This is a genomic window from Bradyrhizobium sp. AUGA SZCCT0176 (genome assembly GCF_018130145.1).
Lineage (GTDB): Bacteria > Pseudomonadota > Alphaproteobacteria > Rhizobiales > Xanthobacteraceae > Bradyrhizobium.
Genome location: NZ_JAFCMB010000042.1, coordinates 1 through 17,105, shown reverse-complemented (window position 1 = coordinate 17,105; position 17,105 = coordinate 1). Strand labels below are relative to the sequence as shown.

The window sequence follows — 17,105 nt, the reverse complement described above, 5'->3', positions numbered from 1 at the left end:
TTGAACCTCGGAACCGTGCAAGAGCCAAACATGTCTGGACGTCGTTTATCGCTGCGATAATTCGAAGCCGGGTTTTTTGCTTGCGCGCTGTCTCACAGGCGTGTAGCACAGCCTCAGTAACGGCACGTGAAAATCGCGTCTTTTCAATGGGTTAACTGCGAGCTCGACGGAGGTTCGATCCCTCCCGCCCCAGCCAGCCACTCGCTCAACCAGGGAGGGTGGGCCTATATCGGTTAAAAGTACCTTATTTTATAGGCTTTTCGTGCGGTTACCCCAAGTCTCCAGTCGCCGGAAAACGGCAACCTTGGCGAGAATTTACCGAAAGTCTCCAGCCCGAACCGCGGAAATTCCCGTTTTTTAAGAGACGATTGGCGGAGACTGGTTCGATCATCGCTGAGCGGTAGGGGTGGCAGTGAGTTTGCTCCCTTTTTCGGCCGGCTCGGTGGTTAAGCGATGCTGTATGTTGGGCGTGCGCGGCAATCTCTCGCTGAAATAGTTTTAGGAAACTCGGTCTCCCGTGTCTGCTCTAGGAACGTGAGCAGACATATCGCAAGCGAAACGCGATGTCGCTTAATGACCCTGAACGGCCAATCTCCTCGGGGCGCCAGGACGAAATTGAGGCCTTAGAGCGGGCAGGTTCCTCGAACCGCCAAGATGCCAAGACCCGCATCGAGGGCGAGCGGCATCGCGATCACCGTCGACGGCGCTACCCTAGTAAGCACAGCTGACCACAATCAACATCGCGTTGAGGTCCAGCACGCATCGGCCAAATGTGGCCTGGGAGGTTGGACCCAACAATTGCTGACTGAAGCAGTCCATGCGTGTATGCTGACGCACCCTACAGGGCCATGATGTACGTCGAACTCTGCGAGGGCCAATATGGCACAACTTCGCGAGTGGCTTGAGGCGCGAGGACTGGGGCGCTACGCGGACGCGCTACTGGCTCAGGACATCGAACTCGATATCCTGCCCGAACTGACAGATGCAGACCTGACGGCGGCCGGTCTGCCGGTTGGGGCTCGCAAGCGCCTGCTCCAGGCGATTGAGGGCAACCTCTCCGATGCGGCGATGCAGTCAATGGGGGCGCCGCCGATCGTTCCGACAACGGAGCCGGCAACTGAAGCGGAACGACGGCAACTGACCGTCCTTTTTTGCGACGTCGTCGGCTCGACCCACCTCGCTGAGACGTTAGATGCGGAAGATCTGCGAAATCTGCTGCTGTCATTTCAGAAAGTATGCGCAGAGGTGGTTCAGTGCCATGAAGGGCAAATCGGCCTTTTCATCGGGGATGGCGTGACCGCCTATTTCGGTTATCCGAGGGCCCACGAGGATTCCGCTCAGCGTGCAGTCCAGGCGGGCCTCGATATCATGGCCGGATTGACGGAGCTTGGGCGAGAAGGTCTCGAAGCCCGCTGCGGTGTCAACACCGGCCCAGTCGTTGTCGGTGAACTGGGAGTTGGCGAGAAGCGCCTGTGTGACGGCATCGTTGGCGAAGCGCCAAATATTGCCGCACGTCTGCAAGGCTTGGCACTGCCGGGTAGCCTGGTCATGAGCGAGGCGACGCTGCGCCTCGTGGAGGGCCTCTTCGAGGTTGAGCCGCTCGGCCCGCAAATGCTCAAGGGCGTCAGCGCACCGATTGCAATCTATCGGGTGCTGCGCCCCAGCGCCGCCCCCAACCGCTTTGAGGCGAGAGGTGGACAATTCTTGACCCCACCGATCGGCCGCGAGACCGAACTCGGCTTTCTCACCAAGCGGTGGGAGAACGCGATGGAAGGCGAAGGCCAGGCCGTGCTGCTGCAGGGAGAGGCCGGCATCGGCAAATCCCGCTTGCTGCAGACGCTTCGCATGCAGCTCCGCGAAACGCCGCACGCCGAAATCGTCTTTTATGGCTCTCCACAACATCAGACCAGCGCGCTCTGGCCGGTGATCCAGCAATTGCATCGAGCGCTGGGCGTTGCCGGCGAAAAGGATGACGTCGCGCGGCGGGAGCGCCTCGGACACTTTCTCCTCGATCTCGGTTTGGACAGTGCCGATGTGGTCGGGCCGCTCGCCATGCTGCTGGGTCTTTCTGCGGATCCGGGGTCGGATGCCGGCCCGGCGGATCCTGGACAGGTTCGCCAAGCTGTCTTCGCCGCCCTGTCGCAGCTGACCTCTGCAGTGCAGCGGCGAAACCCAGTGCTCGTGGTCGTCGAGGATGCCCATTGGATTGATCCGTCGACAACAGAATATGTCGGTCAGATGCTCTCTGACATGGCGTCGCAACGACTTTTTGTTCTGCTGACCGCCCGACCGGAGTTTCGTGCGCCGTGGTCGAATTCGTCGCCGCTGGTGACCTTGCCACTCGCCAGGCTCAGCCGCCGCGAGACCGAAGCGATGATTCGTCGCGTCGCGGCCGATGATTTTCCGGCGGCCATGCTGGCGCAATTGGTCGCCAAGACCGACGGTGTGCCGCTATTCATCGAAGAGCTGACCAAATCGGTCGCCGAAAGTAGAAGTAACGTCGGCTTCGGCGGGGCCATCGAGATCCCTGCGACATTGCAGGCCGCGCTTCATGCCCGTTTGGATCGTCTGGCGCCGATCCGGCACATCATTCAGGTGGCGGCGCTTTTGGGCCGGGTGTTCGATGCCGATCTTCTGATCGCGGTGAGCCAACGAGACGCTGCCGCGGTTAAACGGGCACTGCACGACCTGATCGAGGCTGAACTTATCTACCCGCGAAGAGATCCCCACTGCGAAAGCTATCAGTTCAAACACGCCTTGATCCAGGACGCGGCCATCGGCACCCTCCTTCGCAACCAACGGGCCCAATTGCACCGCCAGATCGCGGTTTCCCTGGTCGAGCTTCGTGCCGATGCGGTCGGGCGCAACCCGGAGCTCCTGGCGCACCATCTTCAGGAAGCCTGCGACTGGGGCGGCGCGCTCGATCACTGGCAAAAGGCGGGAGTGGCCGCCATGGCCAGGGCTGCCAGCCGTGAGGCGGTATCGCACTTTGCCAACGCAATTGACTGCAGCAAGAGGCTAGACGATGTGACCGGCGGCGCCGAGCGGATGACACGTCTCCACCTGGCGATGGCCAATGCCTTGACGCAGGCGGAAGGGTTTCGTTCCGAGCGCCTTAGTCAGGCGCTTGATGCTGCACGTCGTGCCGCCTCGGCCACTGCATTGGTCGAATTGCAGTGTGAAGCGGCGATATCGCTCTCTGGGTTTTTTTATGCCATCGGGCGTAATCGCGATTATCTGACGCTCGCCGATGAGCAACTGAAAAATCACGCCGATCTGCTACCTCCGGCCTATGTGAGCGGCCTTTGGTCGTCAAAGGGGACTGCTCATTTCAACCGGGGAGAATGGCGTTTCGCGATCGACGCCCTGCGTAAGGCCCGAGATCTGATTGATCGAACTCATGCCAGCCGTCGTATTTTGCTAGGCGGCGCGGATCAATTGATCGCGACCCAGTCCTACTTTTTCCGATCACTGGTTGCGATGGGTTTCATTGATGAGGCTGTCGAAACGACAGAGTGCTTCGTTCAAACCATCGACCGCATGGAGAAGCCCTTCGACATCGCCTGGGGTCTTCTCGTGAAGTGCTATTTATGCGCACTGCTCGGCCAAAACGATGTGCTACTGCGGGACTCTGCCAAGCTAATTGAGATCAGCGAACGCCATGGCTACACGACCCGGCTCAGCAATGGTCTTTCATGGCGGGGACTTGCGCGCTCGCGATTGGGTGAACTGGATGCCGGCATCGCCGATGCCCGCGAAGGAATCGTGCTTTGGCGTGGTCAGGGGATCGTATTTCATACCCCCGAGCGAATATGCTGGCTGTGTGATCTTCTGGTGCGGGCGGGCCGCCTCGACGAGGCATCTCAACTGCTGGATGAGACCGATGCCCTCGTTATCGATACTGACGAAGCAGCCGCCTTAGCTGAATGCATCCGCATTCGTGGCCAAATCGCCGCTTGCGGAAACGATCTGACCGGCGCTGTGCATCTCTTCGAGAAATCGATTGCTATTTCCCAGCGGCAGGAAGCGCGATTATTCAAGCTCCGCGCCACCACACAACTTGCATCAGTTCTTGCACGTCAAGGGCGCGCCCAGGAGGGTGCGGCGCGCCTGCACACCATCATCGACGCATTCGACACCAAGCACGAAATCGTCGATCTTGCTGCCGCTCGAAAAGTGCTGGACACGTTGCGTCGATAGAGGAGGTTACGCCAATGAACAGGCGGTCGATTGAGATCAACGGCGCCGAGCTGACCTATCTCGAGGCGGGCGTAGGCCCTCCCGTAATCCTGATCAACGGGCTGCTAGGCGACTATCGTTCGTGGCGCCGACAAGTCGATGTGCTTCGCCCGAACTACCGGGTCCTTGCGCTCAGCCAGCGCTACTACTGGCCGAACAAATGGCCGGATGACGGCGCGGGATTCAGTGTCGCCACCCACGTCGCTGACCTTTCAACCCTGCTGCGCCAGCTTGACCTGCCGCCGGTTCATCTCATCGGCCATTCCTATGGCGGCGGGGTCTCCGCGCAATTCGCCAGCGAGCGCCCGGACCTTGTGCGCTCACTAGTGCTGGCGGAGCCAGCCGTCGCGACGGTTGCGCTGGACGATCCTGCAGTGCCGGGATTGCTGGCCGAATTTGGCGAGAACAGGAAGATAGTTTTCGAGGAATGGCAGGAAGGCAATCGGACCAAAGCCGTCGAGGAGCAACTCCTCTACGTGTTCGGCCACGAAATCCTCGACCGGATTCGGGGCGAGCATCTCGCCTTCATCAACGAGAATGCGGACGTAATCGGCGCAGCTTTCCGACCGCGTCCCCCGCCTCCACCGTTTGCGCCTGCGACCGCACGAAAGCTAACGATGCCGGTACTACTGATCGAGGGTGCCAACACCAAACCGATCTTTCGGATCACCTGCCAAAAGTTAGCGAGCTATCTCCCGGACGTGCAACAGGTCATCCTTCCCGACACCTCGCATGCCCTTTGTCTGGAGTCGCCCGGGCCCTTTAGCGAGGCCGCACTCCAATTCCTGAATAGCCATTGAGTCGAAACGCCAGGTACTCGCCCTCGTCACCCCGCCGTCGACCCTCGTTGGCGCCGACAGAATAGCACTGCAATCACAGTCTGGCACGAAACGAACTTGCCGGGGCGGCCCGACGACGTCCGATCCTGAAGGTCCAACGGACGTGCCGTGCAAGCAGGGACACTTCCGAGTTTGAAGCGAACGCCGCGACGCGGTAGCAGTGGACAAAGCCCGTCACCCCGCCGGCAATCTTAGTTTCTCCGTAATGCACCGCAGTCCTATGGGTAATGAAGGGAGCTTGGAGCGATGATTCCTTCGGAAAAATTGGCGCTCTTTGTCGACGGCCTGAACCTCCACCACACGGCGAAAGCCTTGGACTTCAGCATTGATTTTAAGAGGCTTCTCGCCGAGTTCAGGACGCGCGGCGTGCTGGTGCGTGCTTATTACTACACGATCATCGCTGAAGAGTTTCAAACGACCCGGCCCCTCATCGATTGGCTCGACTATAACGGTTTCACAGTGCGTACGAACTCGGTCAAAGAGTTCGATGATGGTCAGGGCCGGCGGAAATACAAGCGCAATATTGGAGTCGAACTCGCAGTCGATGCGGTCGAGATTGCGAAGCATGTAGACCACATATTGTTGTTTTCTGGGGACGGCGATTTTCGTCGCCTTGTGGAAGCAATCCAGCGCCTCGGTCCTCGCGTCACAGTCGTATCAAGCATGCGAACGAAACCTGCGATGGTTGCTGACGAATTGCGTCGGCAGGCGGATACGTTCCTCGAATTGGATGATCTCAAGGCTGCGATAGGGCGGACAAAGGAGGAGAGCAGAATGCGCAACCAGAGGGATGAGTTTTCGTAGGGAGGCATTCTCGACATGCCTCTACCGGCCGCTTGATGCACCAACCCACATGGAACCCGATGCGCGCACGATTGTTCTTGAAAGTTGCGCGAGCAAGAGGTCTTCACAGGACTGCCGGTGCCGTTGCGGCTATCCTCTTTGTGTCTCGGTTTCGCAACAGTCGATGTGTTTCGCAGCGGGAACTTCAATTTTGACTCCACACTCGTCGATACCGGGGGCAGTCTCTGGGATAACCGGGCCGGCGGATCGAGCATTTTTAAGCACTAATTTATTTGCGCCCGGCGGGTCGCAGCGCGCGAATGCCTGCGACCTTTATCTCTTGTTATCGCCGTGGAAGCATTCCGCGGTGGCCGACGACCATCCGCGCAAGAAACTGTAAACGCTGCATTCGCGAGCGGTTAGGACCCGCGGAACGGTACCAGTAAGTCGCGGAAAATGCCTGAACTGTGTCCTCAATCACATGAACAAGACGAGATCGTCTCTATAAGCCATTGAGGTGTTTAGTGGGGATCCCAGATGGACGATGATTTTTATAAGGAGCGAGCACGACAAATACGTGAACTCGCCACTCAAGCCGATCCATTCATTAAGCAACGCCTATTACGCCTTGCGGGCAATTACGACGCAATGATCACGCGGACCAAGCCAGCTGTTTTGTTCAACGGCGACGATCCAGCGCGCTGCGCCGAAAATCACAGTGTATCAGTAATACTGACCTTTGAACCGCATCAAAGTACGGCATGATTTTTGTGATATGCTTTTGAAGAGAAAGACCTTGAGCTGGCTGAAAGAGGTCTCTTATGTCCGTCGATAGCTGGACCGACGATCTCGCTTCTGTCGTTCGATATGCGCTGACGACGACGCGCGCGACAGCGATTTGCCCGTTCCATCTCAATGAAACAATCCGTGTCGGTGATGACGCTGCGGAAACCCATGCCTATGTTCGTGCCACTAAGGTCGTTAAAAGCGATGGCACAACATGGGAGCATGAAGCTCTAAACAAAGAAATTAGCCGGCAGCTCCACGAAGCAGCAGACGGGGTCTACCCTGAGTGCGCAGCGCTCCAGCCCAGCTGCCGGCGGAGCGCTTCTTGACCTAATCCGTGCGCACCAATTTACCGACTTAGCTCGATGGCAAGCCCTCCAATGCCCACTTCACAACAAACAAAGGAGGATACCGATGAAGTACATGATCACCTGGAGCGAACGTTCGCAAGGATCGCCCATCGAGTACGAGAATGCCCAGAAGCGGATTCTGGAGGTCTTCACTCAATGGAAAGCGCCCGACAACTTCAAGATCGAGATGTTCGTCATACGAGTGGGGGACTGGGGCGGGTATATGCTGCTGGATTGCGACGATCCGTTGGCGGTTCACAAGTTCTGCTCGATGCTGCCTGCCTTTGTATTCGAAGCGCGGCCAGTGGTTCCTGTCATGGACGCCGTCCGGGTCGAGCTTGAAGCAATTGCCTTTCGTGACGAGCTCAAAGGCAAGTAACAGCATCACACCGGAAGACTGCAGGATCGCGAGCGCTCCACTGCTCGCTCCACGTCGACGAAGCGGCCGAGCGAAGTCGCTACCAAATGTCGCCTATTGGCACTTATGAGACATGCCGACCGGCCCTGACGATGTCCGCTTCCGGGGGAAAACCGGAAGTAGTCTGCCGACGACCAAAGTGACGCGATTGACCCGCAACGGACATTGGGTGGGGAATCCCGGTCAAGGGCATTGGGCCGCTCGCCAGCCGGAGCAACAACTAGCAAGATGGCCTGAGCGTAACTGAAGTGCTAACAAGAGACATTCGATAAAGTTCACAGGCCATTTCCGCGGCAATTACCGGCCAGATGCAGTCATGGTACCAAGGCTTACCGAATTACGGTCAGTCGCTGGACACCGTGTTTTCGCTTAACGGCTGATCGGTCGAATCCACTCGTTGCCCTCAAGCGGTTGACGCGAAGCGTGGACCGACCGGAGACCGCACCATCATGAAGAACTTGCTGCTGCTCATGCTTTCCATGGTTGCCGTCGCGCGGGAAGCGACCGCACAGGACGCCGAATGTGTCCGCGAACGTGCCGCCATGGTCGAAACCATCCGGGCCTACGCCCGGTCCGACGCCAGTGGTTTGGGACAGCAGGCCATGTCGGAAAGGGTCCTTGAGGCCATGGGGCAAACGAAACGCCATCTGTTCATCCCTGAGCGATCTTGCTCCATCGCATACGCGGATAGGCCGATTCCGATCGGCCTCGGCCAGACGATATCGCAGCCGTTCATCGTCACCTTGATGACCGAGTTAGCCCGGATCGCTCCGGATCATGTTGTGCTCGAAGTCGGTACGGGCTCGGGCTATCAGGCCGCCATCCTTGCGCACCTGGCGCGAAAGGTCTGCACAATCGAGATTATCCCGGCATTGGCCGAGGCGGCCGCGAAAACACTAAGAGACCTCGCGTATGACAACGTAAGCGTCAGGCTTGGCAACGGTTATGGTGGCTGGCCCGAATGCGGTCCCTTTGACGCCATCGTCGTGACCGCCGCGCTCGGGCAGCCACCACCGCCGCTGATTGAGCAGCTTAAAGTGGGTGGTCGGCTCGTCATGCCAGTCGGGCCCGCTTACACCACTCAGCACCTCACGGTCGTCGAAAAGATTGCCCCTGACAAGACGACAACGCGCGCCGTCGCTCTCGTGCGCTTTGTGCCCTTTACGCGTTCACATGATTAAGAGCCGGTATGGCGGCTATCTCCAAAGTCACAGTTAGAAAACAGAGGAGGAAGCCATGAGCGGTGCGAGGCTAAAACATTATGGCTGGGGCCGTGAAGACGAAGGCATGACTGCTGAGGAGCAGGCCTTTGTGCTCGGCCGTTACCGCGCAAAATTTGCACGCGATGCATTTGAGACAAAAGCTGTCCCGCGTCTCGAGGACCTGGCGCTGCGCGCGCCGCGCGTGGCGCCGCCGGCCTCACTTGCCACTTTCTGCACGAGCGAACGCTACGATCGCGTCGCGCACGCCTATGGCAAATCCTATCCAGACTACGTGCGAGCCATGCTCGCTGACTACGACAGCGCGCCCGACGTGATCGCCTATCCACGCAACGAAGCAGAGATTTCCGCTGTGATGGATTGGGCCGGTGGTGCCAGCGCCTCGCTGACGCCGTTCGGGGGCGGGTCGAGCGTCTGCGGCGGTGTCGAGCCGCGAGTCGACGGGCTTCGCTATAAGGCGGCGATCACGCTTGACCTCCGCAATCTCGGTAAGGTTGTCGAGGTGGATCAGATATCGCGCGCCGCACTGATCGAAGGTGGTGCCTATGGTCCATCGCTGGAGAGCCAGCTTAAGCCGCATGGCCTCACGTTGCGGCATTTTCCACAGAGTTTCGAATATTCAACCCTTGGCGGCTGGATCGCGACGCGATCGGGCGGCCATTTCGCTAGTCTCTACACACATATTGACGATTTCGTCGAAAGCCTGCGCGTCGTAACCCCGCGCGGCGTGCTGGAAACGCGCCGCTTGCCTGGATCGGGTGCCGGACCGAGCCCCGACCGCATGTTCATCGGCTCGGAAGGCACGCTCGGGGTGATTTCGCGCGCCTGGATGCGATTGCAGCCACGCCCGAAATTCCGTGCCGGCGCATCGGTTCATTTCCATTCTTTCTTCGGTGCGGCGCGCGCGCTGCGCGCCATCGCGCAGGCCGGCCTCTATCCATCGAACTGCCGCATCCTTGACGCGCAAGAGGCATTCAACACCGGCGCCGCCGACGGCAGCGTCGCGATCATGGTGCTGGGCTTTGAATCCGGCGACCATTCACCGGACGCCTGGATGGCACGCGCGCTCGAATGCTGCGCCGACCATGGCGGGACGCCGGAGGCCGAAAAGGCCGGCGATGCACATCTCGAAGGCGCGGCAGGAGTCTGGCGCAACGCATTTATTCGTATGCCCTATGCGCGCGAGTTTCTGACGCCGGCCGGTCTCATCAATGACACCTTTGAGACCGCTATCACCTGGGATCGGTTCGAAAGTTTCCACGACGAAGTGAAGGCGGCGACGGAGCGTGCGATCCTCCAGGCGACTGGCGTAAAAGGCGAGGTCACATGCCGCTTCACCCATGTCTATCCGGACGGGCCCGCACCGTATTTCTCCTTCCACGCACTCGGCCGCCACGGTGCTCTTCTGGAACAGTGGCAGGCGATCAAGAATGCGGCCAGCGATGCGCTGATTGAGGCGGGTGGCACTATCACGCATCATCATGCTGTTGGCCGTGATCATCGGCCTTGGTACGATCGTCAGCGCCCGGGGCTTTTTGCGGCCGCGTTTCGGGCAGCAAAAAGAGAACTCGATCCGCAAGGCGTGCTCAACCCGGGAGTGCTCATCGATCCGTAAGGCTGATCGACGCGCCAACGGGGTTTGGCCGCGAGCGTGAATAATTGTGCCATTTGCTGCGGTGCACGAGTCCGTTGTGGGCACCTTTGAGACAAGGCGACCGACCCTGACGACGTTCCGGGGGAAGGCAGGAAGTAGTCGGCCGACGACCAGAATGACGCGATTGACCCAAAGCCGACAGGCTTCTTGATAAAGGCTTGCAGCCGCGCGTGTCGCAGTTTGTTCGTGCTGGCGCGCAGGGCTTTCTCGGGGTATTTCTGAAAGTAGAATGCACAACCATCCCATCATCGTCCAAAAATACGGCGGCGCCTGTCTCGAAACACCGGCAAAAATTCGCGCGGTTGCGGGCAATCTCGCCGATCTACACAGGCGTGGTCATCGGATCGTGGCGATCGTTTCAGCGATGGGAAAGACCACCGATGAACTTGTTAAGATGGCCTATCAAGTAAGCCCGAATCCCAATCGCCGTGAACTCGATATGCTGTTAACCACCGGCGAGCGCATCAGTATGTCTCTAATGAGCATGGCGCTGTCCGATTTTGGCGTGCCGGCGATTAGTTTTACCGGCAGCCAAGCCGGAGTGATGACCGACGAATCCCACTCTTCCGCGCGCATTTTAGATGTGCGGCCCATTCGCGTGCGCGAAGAACTCGACCGCGGACGCATCGTGGTTTTGGCCGGCTTTCAGGGCGTGAACCCGGTGACCAAAGAAATTACCACGCTGGGCCGAGGTGGCAGCGACACCACTGCGGTTGCCATGGCAGCAGCACTAAAAGCCGAGCGCTGCGAGATTATCAAAGAGGTCGACGGAGTTTGCTCGGCTGATCCGCGCATCGTGGCGAATTCAAAGCCCTTGCGTCAGCTGGATTTTGCATCGCTATCCGAAATGTGTTTTTGGGGCGCCAAGGTCTTGCATTTTCGCAGCGTGGAGCTGGCGCAAAGCCAAAACGTTCCTTTGGTCTTAAAACAATTGGGCAGCGCTGAACACAGCACGCAAGTGATGAGAGAGGTTATCGGGATGGAAAGCGGAAGAGTTTTGGCCGTCAACTCGATGGCTCGCATTGAACATGTGGAGATCGATTCGACAGATCTCAATCAAGGCTTTGAGAAATTCGCGCAGCATCTGAAGCAAAACGGATTATCTTGGCCGCAACTCCTCGCCTCGGCTTTCACCGCCGGAAAAACGCGCATTATGATGACCTCGGATTCGGAGTCGCTCGAAACTTTGCTGCGCACGCTGGAGGGAAGTAAAGACTTGCGCCAGCAGCGTGAGACGTTAAGTTCGGTGAGCCTCACTTGCTTCGGCGGCGTTTCCTCAGACTTGCCATTTAAGGCGATCCAGATCCTGAAGTATCACGGGATTGTCGCCGACAAATTTGTTTTGTCACCGCATTCGGTGAATCTAATTATTCCTGCGGAGAGCCGCGAGGCCGCGGTCAAGGCTTTGCATTCGCTGATCTAGTTGACCGTTTTCGCCCAAAAATATTTCGGCACTCTGCGTGAGAAATTCGGCGTGAGCCTATGTCAGCCATGCGGTCAACATTGGCACGAAGCGGGAGCCACGTTCGATTTTCAGACAAGTCACATCTTCACCGCATTCGCGAAGAGCGTTTCATCCCACTCATACAAGGGCCGCATGAAGTCAGATTGGGTGTGGATTGCTCGACCTTTGCGATCGCGCCATTTTCGTCCGTAGGTATCGAGCGGAAAGTGTCGCATGTAGTATTCGCAAGTCTCGTCCCAATGTTCGACCGACAACGACTTACCATAGTGTTGGCAATACAGACCGGTCTCCACGTGTTCAACACCACCCGGCTCTCGCCCATGGTGCTTCGCGAAGAAGACCTCCAACCGGTTTCGCCACAACATCAGAATGTCCCGCCGTTCCGGGCCGAAGAAACGACGAAAGTCCAACAGTTCGCTATCGGCTTGATAGGGTGCATGATCGCCAGGAGTCATATAAGCGTCGAATAATTGAACCCGTACGCCGTCGCAATCGCTAGAATGCGTTCGTTCCACGTATCCGCGTAGATCTCCGGTGACGCGCTCATCCGCATCGAAGCAAAACATCCAGTCGAACTGCAAATGTTCGCGCGCCGTCTGCAGCAAAAGTCCGCGATGTCGACCCTCGGCAATCCGACGTGCCTCGATGTCCGCTTCCCACGACCGATTTGTCACGATTAGAGCGACTTTTGGGTGTCCACCAAGAATCTCCAGCGTTCGATCCGTACTCGCGTCATCATAGGCAACTATCGCATCTACGTGTCTGCCGACGTAGTCCAGTGTGTCTCGGAGGATAAGCGATTCGTTGCGAACGCGGGTGATTCCGATCATAAAGTGCCTATGGCCCAACAGGGTTCCATTGCAAGCAATGATTTGTTCACCGTCGCGGAGCTGCCAACTACTCGTGCCCAGCATGATCACCACCTGGCTGCGAGAAAGAATTAGTACCAATCATGGTAGGCGGGCGCAGTAACCGCAAGGGTTTAGAATCGTAGGACGTATGTGACCGGCGGGACGCCGCCGACGAATGTCGCCTTCTGGCGGCGAGTTCAACCGATCGCTGCAACACATTCTGCGAACTTCTCAGCCGGCGTCTGATAGAGCAAGGTCTTTCTCGGCCTTTCATTGAGTTGCCTTGCGATGGCACTGAGCCTAGCCTGGCTGTGCAAGGACAGATCGGTGCCACGCGGAAGATACTGGCGCAGCAATCTGTTGGTGTTTTCGTTTGAGCCGCGCTGCCAGGGAGACCGAGGGTCACAAAAATAGACCTCGACCTCGGTGGCCAGTGTCAGGCGTTGGTGATCAGCAAGCTCTTTACCTCTGTCCCAAGTCAGCGACCGGTAGAGTTCACTGGGCAGTCTCTGCGATTGTTTGATCTGCGCCGAGACGACGCTTTCAGTATCCTTGTTCGCGACCTTGACCAGCATCACGTAGCGCGAATGACGCTCGACAAGCGTTGCGACATAGCTATTCCTGGACCCGCCGATCAGGTCGCCCTCCCAGTGGCCCGGCACGGCGCGATCTTCAACAGATGCCGGCCTCTCGCTGATGGACACGGCATTCTTGATCTGCCCGAGCCCGTTTCGTTTCATGCTGGCATGTCTGGATCGGCGGACCGTGCGCCTTGCCCTCAGGTGCTCAAGAAGCTCCTTTTTCAGCACGCCGCGGGCCTGAATGAGCAGGCTTCGATAGATCGTCTCGTGTGACACCTGCTTTTGAGGTTCCCCCGGATAGGTGCGCTTGAGCCAGCCGGCAATTTGCTCCGGTGACCATTGCCGCTGCAGCAAGGTTGATACTGTCCGCCTCAGGAACGGACGGCAAGCCAGCTTGCAAAGCTTGGGGCGCCGCGCCCGATCCCACCCGGCCCGATCGGACCCCGCAGCCCGATAGCGATCCGCCCCACCATTGCGCTGGACTTCACGGCTGATGGTTGACGCAGATCGTCCCAAGTGGCGCGCGATCGACCGCAACGAGCAGCGCATGCTGAGCCATCGAGAGATCTCCTCTCGTTCAGAAAGGCTGAGCGCCTGCTTGGCACGGCGCCGATCCGGAGGACGGATGCCGCCGGTCGGCGAGATCACTGAGAAGACGGACGAGGATTCCCGGTCAAATCGGCGTCCGATCGAACTCATCGGCTCGCCGGCCTGCCACCGATCCCAGATTTCTGATCGCTGGGCCGCCGAGTAATAAATGCGACGTCGCTGTTCCATGTCCACACTCCATCTTTGCTAAAAGATTAGAGTGTTGCTGACCAATTGAGCCCGCCGCACCAAACGGACGGTCGGTAAATGTCCGTTGGTCGAGGCAAAGCCGAAGTGGCGTTGCGGGGCTGTCGAGGCAGCTTCTGACCCTAAACGGACATGGCGTCCGACGGACCGTTTCCGACAACTTAACCCTCCGGCACCCCGGCTAAGCGCATGCCCTCACAGATGCGGTTGCGTCCGGCGAGGTAGGTCGGATTGTCGCTTACTGCATTGGTGCAGTAGATGTGCATGGTAAAAGCTGGGTTGAGCGAAAAGCCCGCCTGCACGGCGGCCCGAGCCTGGTCTAACTCGCCAAGCAGCGCTAAGGCAGCAGCGAGAAGGAAGTGGCGATGGAAAATTGCGGTTGGCCTCGATGCTACGGCGCAACCAAGCGAGCGCATCCGCGTCGGAATGGAGCAGTAACTTCGCGAAGCCTGCGAACATCATCCACGGGTACGCGAGGATATCGCGAGGGGAGATACGAAGTGCCTCTTGGACATAGACCTCGGTTTCCTCAGCGCGGCCGAGAGTATACTTGGCGAAACCGATGAAAGCGTGCGCAGTGGCCAAATTGCGATCTAACGCCAGCGCCCGCTCGCATTCAGCGACGCCTTGGGCCGCACGGTTAGAAAGAATTTGGACGATGCCCAATACCAGGTGCGCCCCTGCATGGTTCGGCGCGATTGATAGAGCATTGATCAAAGTCGCCTCGGCCGACGCCAAATGCGCGATCCGATCATTAGTAAAAAGGATAGAACCCAGAGCAGTGTCAACCTGTGCCGTGCCGACAAGTGCGTCCATGTTGTCTGGATCGAGTCTTAGGGCGCGTTCCAGTAAGTCGCGCGCTTGCGCCATGTATTCAGGTGTTATCCCTTTATTCCAACAAGCCCTGCCCTGGAAATACAGGTCCATCGAATTGGGGTGCAATGACTTTTTGGCCCGCCGCGCCTCTGCCGCAATAAGTTGAGCATCTAGCGCGTTGGCGAGCCTTGAGACGATTTCGTCCTGCATATCGAACAGGTCGGCGATGGGCTTGTCAAAGCGTTCCGCCCAAAGGTGATTGCCGGTTTCTGCGTCGATCAGCTGTGCGTTTACCCGAAGGCGCTTTTCGCCGCGCTGCACCGAGCCTTCAAGCACATAGCGAACGTTCAACTCACGTCCGATTTGTTTGAGATCAACCGCTCTGCCCTTGTAGGTAAATGCGGTGTGTCGTCCGATCACGAAAGAGCCCGAGATGCGCGACAAGTCCGTGGTCAGGCTCTCAGTCACACCATCGACGAAATAGTCTTGCTCAGGATCAGCGCTGAGGTTGACGAAAGGTAACACAACGGTGGGGCGTAGAAAGCAGGCTTGGCTCCGTGTCGCCGTTCTGCGCCGCCGAGCCGGCCGGCTCAATTACGGGCCTGTGTGCTTCCCGCACTGTACCAACGAAGCGGAAGCCTTTGCGCGGCAATGTTTTGATTAAGCGCTGCTTCTCGCCCGTGTCGCCAATTGCGCTGCGAGCGGCATTTAGGCGGGTCGTCAGCGCGGCATCTGAGACGATGCGTCCGTTCCAAACGGCGTCGATGAGGTCGTCCTTGCTGACCAGGCGTTCCCTGTTGCGGATCAAGTATTCCAGCAGGTCGAAGACCTGCGGCGCGACGGAGACGATCTCAGCCCCGCGATGCAATTCGCGCAGGTTGGTGTCGAATGCGTACTCGTCGAATAAATACCGCAAGCTGCCAATTCCCTGGGTGGCATCCGACCGTCGTCGCCCTAGCATCGCTAGCAAAGCAAAGAATAAGCCGCCGGTCAGGAAAATGTAAGCCGCCAGTTAAGCGCGCTGGCGCGTCTTGCGGCACCTTCGTCTGGTGAAACAGCCCAGACAGGACACACCGCAATGAGCACGCTCCACGAGACCATCGAACTGGGACCTGCAACCGCAAAACGGCAGGTCTACAGTCCCCTTGAAACCTATTGGAATGCATTTCAAGAGTGGCGCAAACAGAGTAAGACGCGAGCCGAGTTGTATCGTCTGACGGAGCGCGAGCTGATGGACATTGGTATCACGCGCGGTGAGATCGACTACGTCACCTCAAACCACTCGATTTCACTCGATCCCCTCCGTTGGATGCATGATATCGGCACCCCTAAGATGACCGCCTTTGGCACGAAGCGGAAGAGCCGAGCCGATCTGGCGATGTCCGTTGACGGGGGTAGACCGGAAGTGGCTGGCCAACCGTCAAACCGACGCGATTGACCCGCAGCCGACATAGTGGTCGGTCGGGCCGAAACGCCCTCATATAGCATCGCCCGGTTCAACTCCTGAGACGCGCCACCGCGCGCGATCGGGCATATTGATCGAGAAGATCTCCTCGACTTCGAGATGCATGGTGTCGTGGCATTTGCACGCTGCCGCCGCGAGCCGCGATCGGTCGATCTCGATTCGGCCTCGTTGATCAGACCTGATCGCCCCACGCGCGCGCAGATTGCGCATCAAGTGCGTCACCGTCGTTCGACGTACACCGAGTATTTCCGAAAGCCCCTGCTGGGTGAGCGGGAGTACATCGTGGTCGATGCGGTCGCGAAGCTGGAGTAGCCAGCGAGCCATGCGGGCTTCGACCGGATGCAGCGCATTGCAGGCCGCGCCGAGCTGGAACTGTACCAGCATCGCTCCGGTGTATTTCTGGACCATGTGCCGGATCGTAGGGCTGCAGTTGAAAGCGGCGTGAAATCGCGATGCAGAGATCCGCGCGGCGGTGCCCGCCGCGTGGACGACTGCGGTAGCGGCCGACGGGGACGGCCCGAGCACCGAGAGCAAGCCTACTGCCCCCTCGCGTCCGACTGCGGCTGTGGCAACCGTCTGTCCGTCCGCCATGTCGATCATCAGCGAGATGGCCCCGCCATGAGGGAAGAAGACATACTCTATCGGCTCACCCGCGCGCGAAAGGACCGCGTCCTGATCGAGCGCGACCATCGCTAGCTCGGGCCTCAGCAGATCGAGGTCCGTCGCTGGCAGCGCTGCAAGAAGGCCGTTAGAAATTCCGCGTGGGTAATGCGAGGAAAACTTGGACAAATTACTGTTAATCGAATGGGCGGAGCTGATAATTCCGACCCATTCCGTTGCGGA

The 17,105-nt window shown here is 58.6% G+C and carries 12 protein-coding genes and 1 pseudogene; 9 read left to right on the top strand and 4 right to left on the bottom strand.

What is annotated here, in order from left to right:
* Positions 1-879: 879 nt before the first annotated feature.
* From JQ600_RS36465 to JQ600_RS36430, 8 genes are all read left to right on the top strand, one after another.
* Positions 880-4,200: an AAA family ATPase gene (locus tag JQ600_RS36465; RefSeq protein WP_212392206.1), complete on the top strand. Its 3,321-nt coding sequence runs from the start codon at positions 880-882 to the stop codon at positions 4,198-4,200.
* A gap of 14 nt (positions 4,201-4,214) precedes the next feature.
* Positions 4,215-5,039, top strand: a complete 825-nt coding sequence (locus tag JQ600_RS36460; RefSeq protein ID WP_212392207.1) for an alpha/beta fold hydrolase — start codon at positions 4,215-4,217, stop codon at positions 5,037-5,039.
* Positions 5,040-5,324: 285 nt separating this feature from the next.
* Positions 5,325-5,882: an NYN domain-containing protein gene (locus JQ600_RS36455; protein WP_212270221.1), complete on the top strand. Its 558-nt coding sequence runs from the start codon at positions 5,325-5,327 to the stop codon at positions 5,880-5,882.
* 516 nt (positions 5,883-6,398) lie between these two features.
* The gene (locus JQ600_RS36450) at positions 6,399-6,626 is read left to right on the top strand and encodes a hypothetical protein (protein ID WP_212270220.1); all 228 of its coding nucleotides are present in this window, start codon (positions 6,399-6,401) and stop codon (positions 6,624-6,626) included.
* Positions 6,627-7,061: 435 nt separating this feature from the next.
* Positions 7,062-7,376, top strand: a complete 315-nt coding sequence (locus JQ600_RS36445) for a DUF3303 domain-containing protein (RefSeq protein WP_212392208.1) — start codon at positions 7,062-7,064, stop codon at positions 7,374-7,376.
* A gap of 488 nt (positions 7,377-7,864) precedes the next feature.
* Positions 7,865-8,596 carry a protein-L-isoaspartate(D-aspartate) O-methyltransferase gene (locus tag JQ600_RS36440; RefSeq protein WP_212392209.1) on the top strand — a complete coding sequence of 244 codons (732 nt, stop codon included), beginning with the start codon at positions 7,865-7,867 and terminating at the stop codon, positions 8,594-8,596.
* A 55-nt stretch (positions 8,597-8,651) separates the two neighbouring features.
* The gene (locus JQ600_RS36435; protein WP_212392210.1) at positions 8,652-10,250 is read left to right on the top strand and encodes an FAD-binding oxidoreductase; all 1,599 of its coding nucleotides are present in this window, start codon (positions 8,652-8,654) and stop codon (positions 10,248-10,250) included.
* A gap of 268 nt (positions 10,251-10,518) precedes the next feature.
* Positions 10,519-11,712 (top strand): aspartate kinase, encoded by a 1,194-nt coding sequence (locus tag JQ600_RS36430; RefSeq protein WP_212392211.1) that lies wholly within the window; start codon positions 10,519-10,521, stop codon positions 11,710-11,712.
* A gap of 119 nt (positions 11,713-11,831) precedes the next feature.
* Here JQ600_RS36430 and JQ600_RS36425 read toward each other — a convergent pair whose 3' ends face one another.
* From JQ600_RS36425 to JQ600_RS36415, 3 genes and pseudogenes are all read right to left on the bottom strand, one after another.
* Positions 11,832-12,668 (bottom strand): glycosyltransferase family 2 protein, encoded by an 837-nt coding sequence (locus JQ600_RS36425; protein WP_212392212.1) that lies wholly within the window; start codon positions 12,666-12,668, stop codon positions 11,832-11,834.
* A gap of 134 nt (positions 12,669-12,802) precedes the next feature.
* Complete coding sequence (locus JQ600_RS36420; RefSeq protein WP_212392213.1) at positions 12,803-13,963, bottom strand: IS30 family transposase; 1,161 nt, start codon at positions 13,961-13,963, stop codon at positions 12,803-12,805.
* A gap of 179 nt (positions 13,964-14,142) precedes the next feature.
* Positions 14,143-15,713: pseudogene (locus tag JQ600_RS36415) on the bottom strand (winged helix-turn-helix domain-containing protein).
* 162 nt (positions 15,714-15,875) lie between these two features.
* Here JQ600_RS36415 and JQ600_RS36410 point away from each other — a divergent pair.
* Positions 15,876-16,235, top strand: a complete 360-nt coding sequence (locus JQ600_RS36410) for a DUF1127 domain-containing protein (RefSeq protein ID WP_212392214.1) — start codon at positions 15,876-15,878, stop codon at positions 16,233-16,235.
* A 39-nt stretch (positions 16,236-16,274) separates the two neighbouring features.
* On the opposite strand, the gene JQ600_RS36405 is transcribed toward JQ600_RS36410, so the two are convergent.
* Complete coding sequence (locus tag JQ600_RS36405) at positions 16,275-17,051, bottom strand: Crp/Fnr family transcriptional regulator (RefSeq protein ID WP_249136262.1); 777 nt, start codon at positions 17,049-17,051, stop codon at positions 16,275-16,277.
* Positions 17,052-17,105 lie beyond the last annotated feature (54 nt).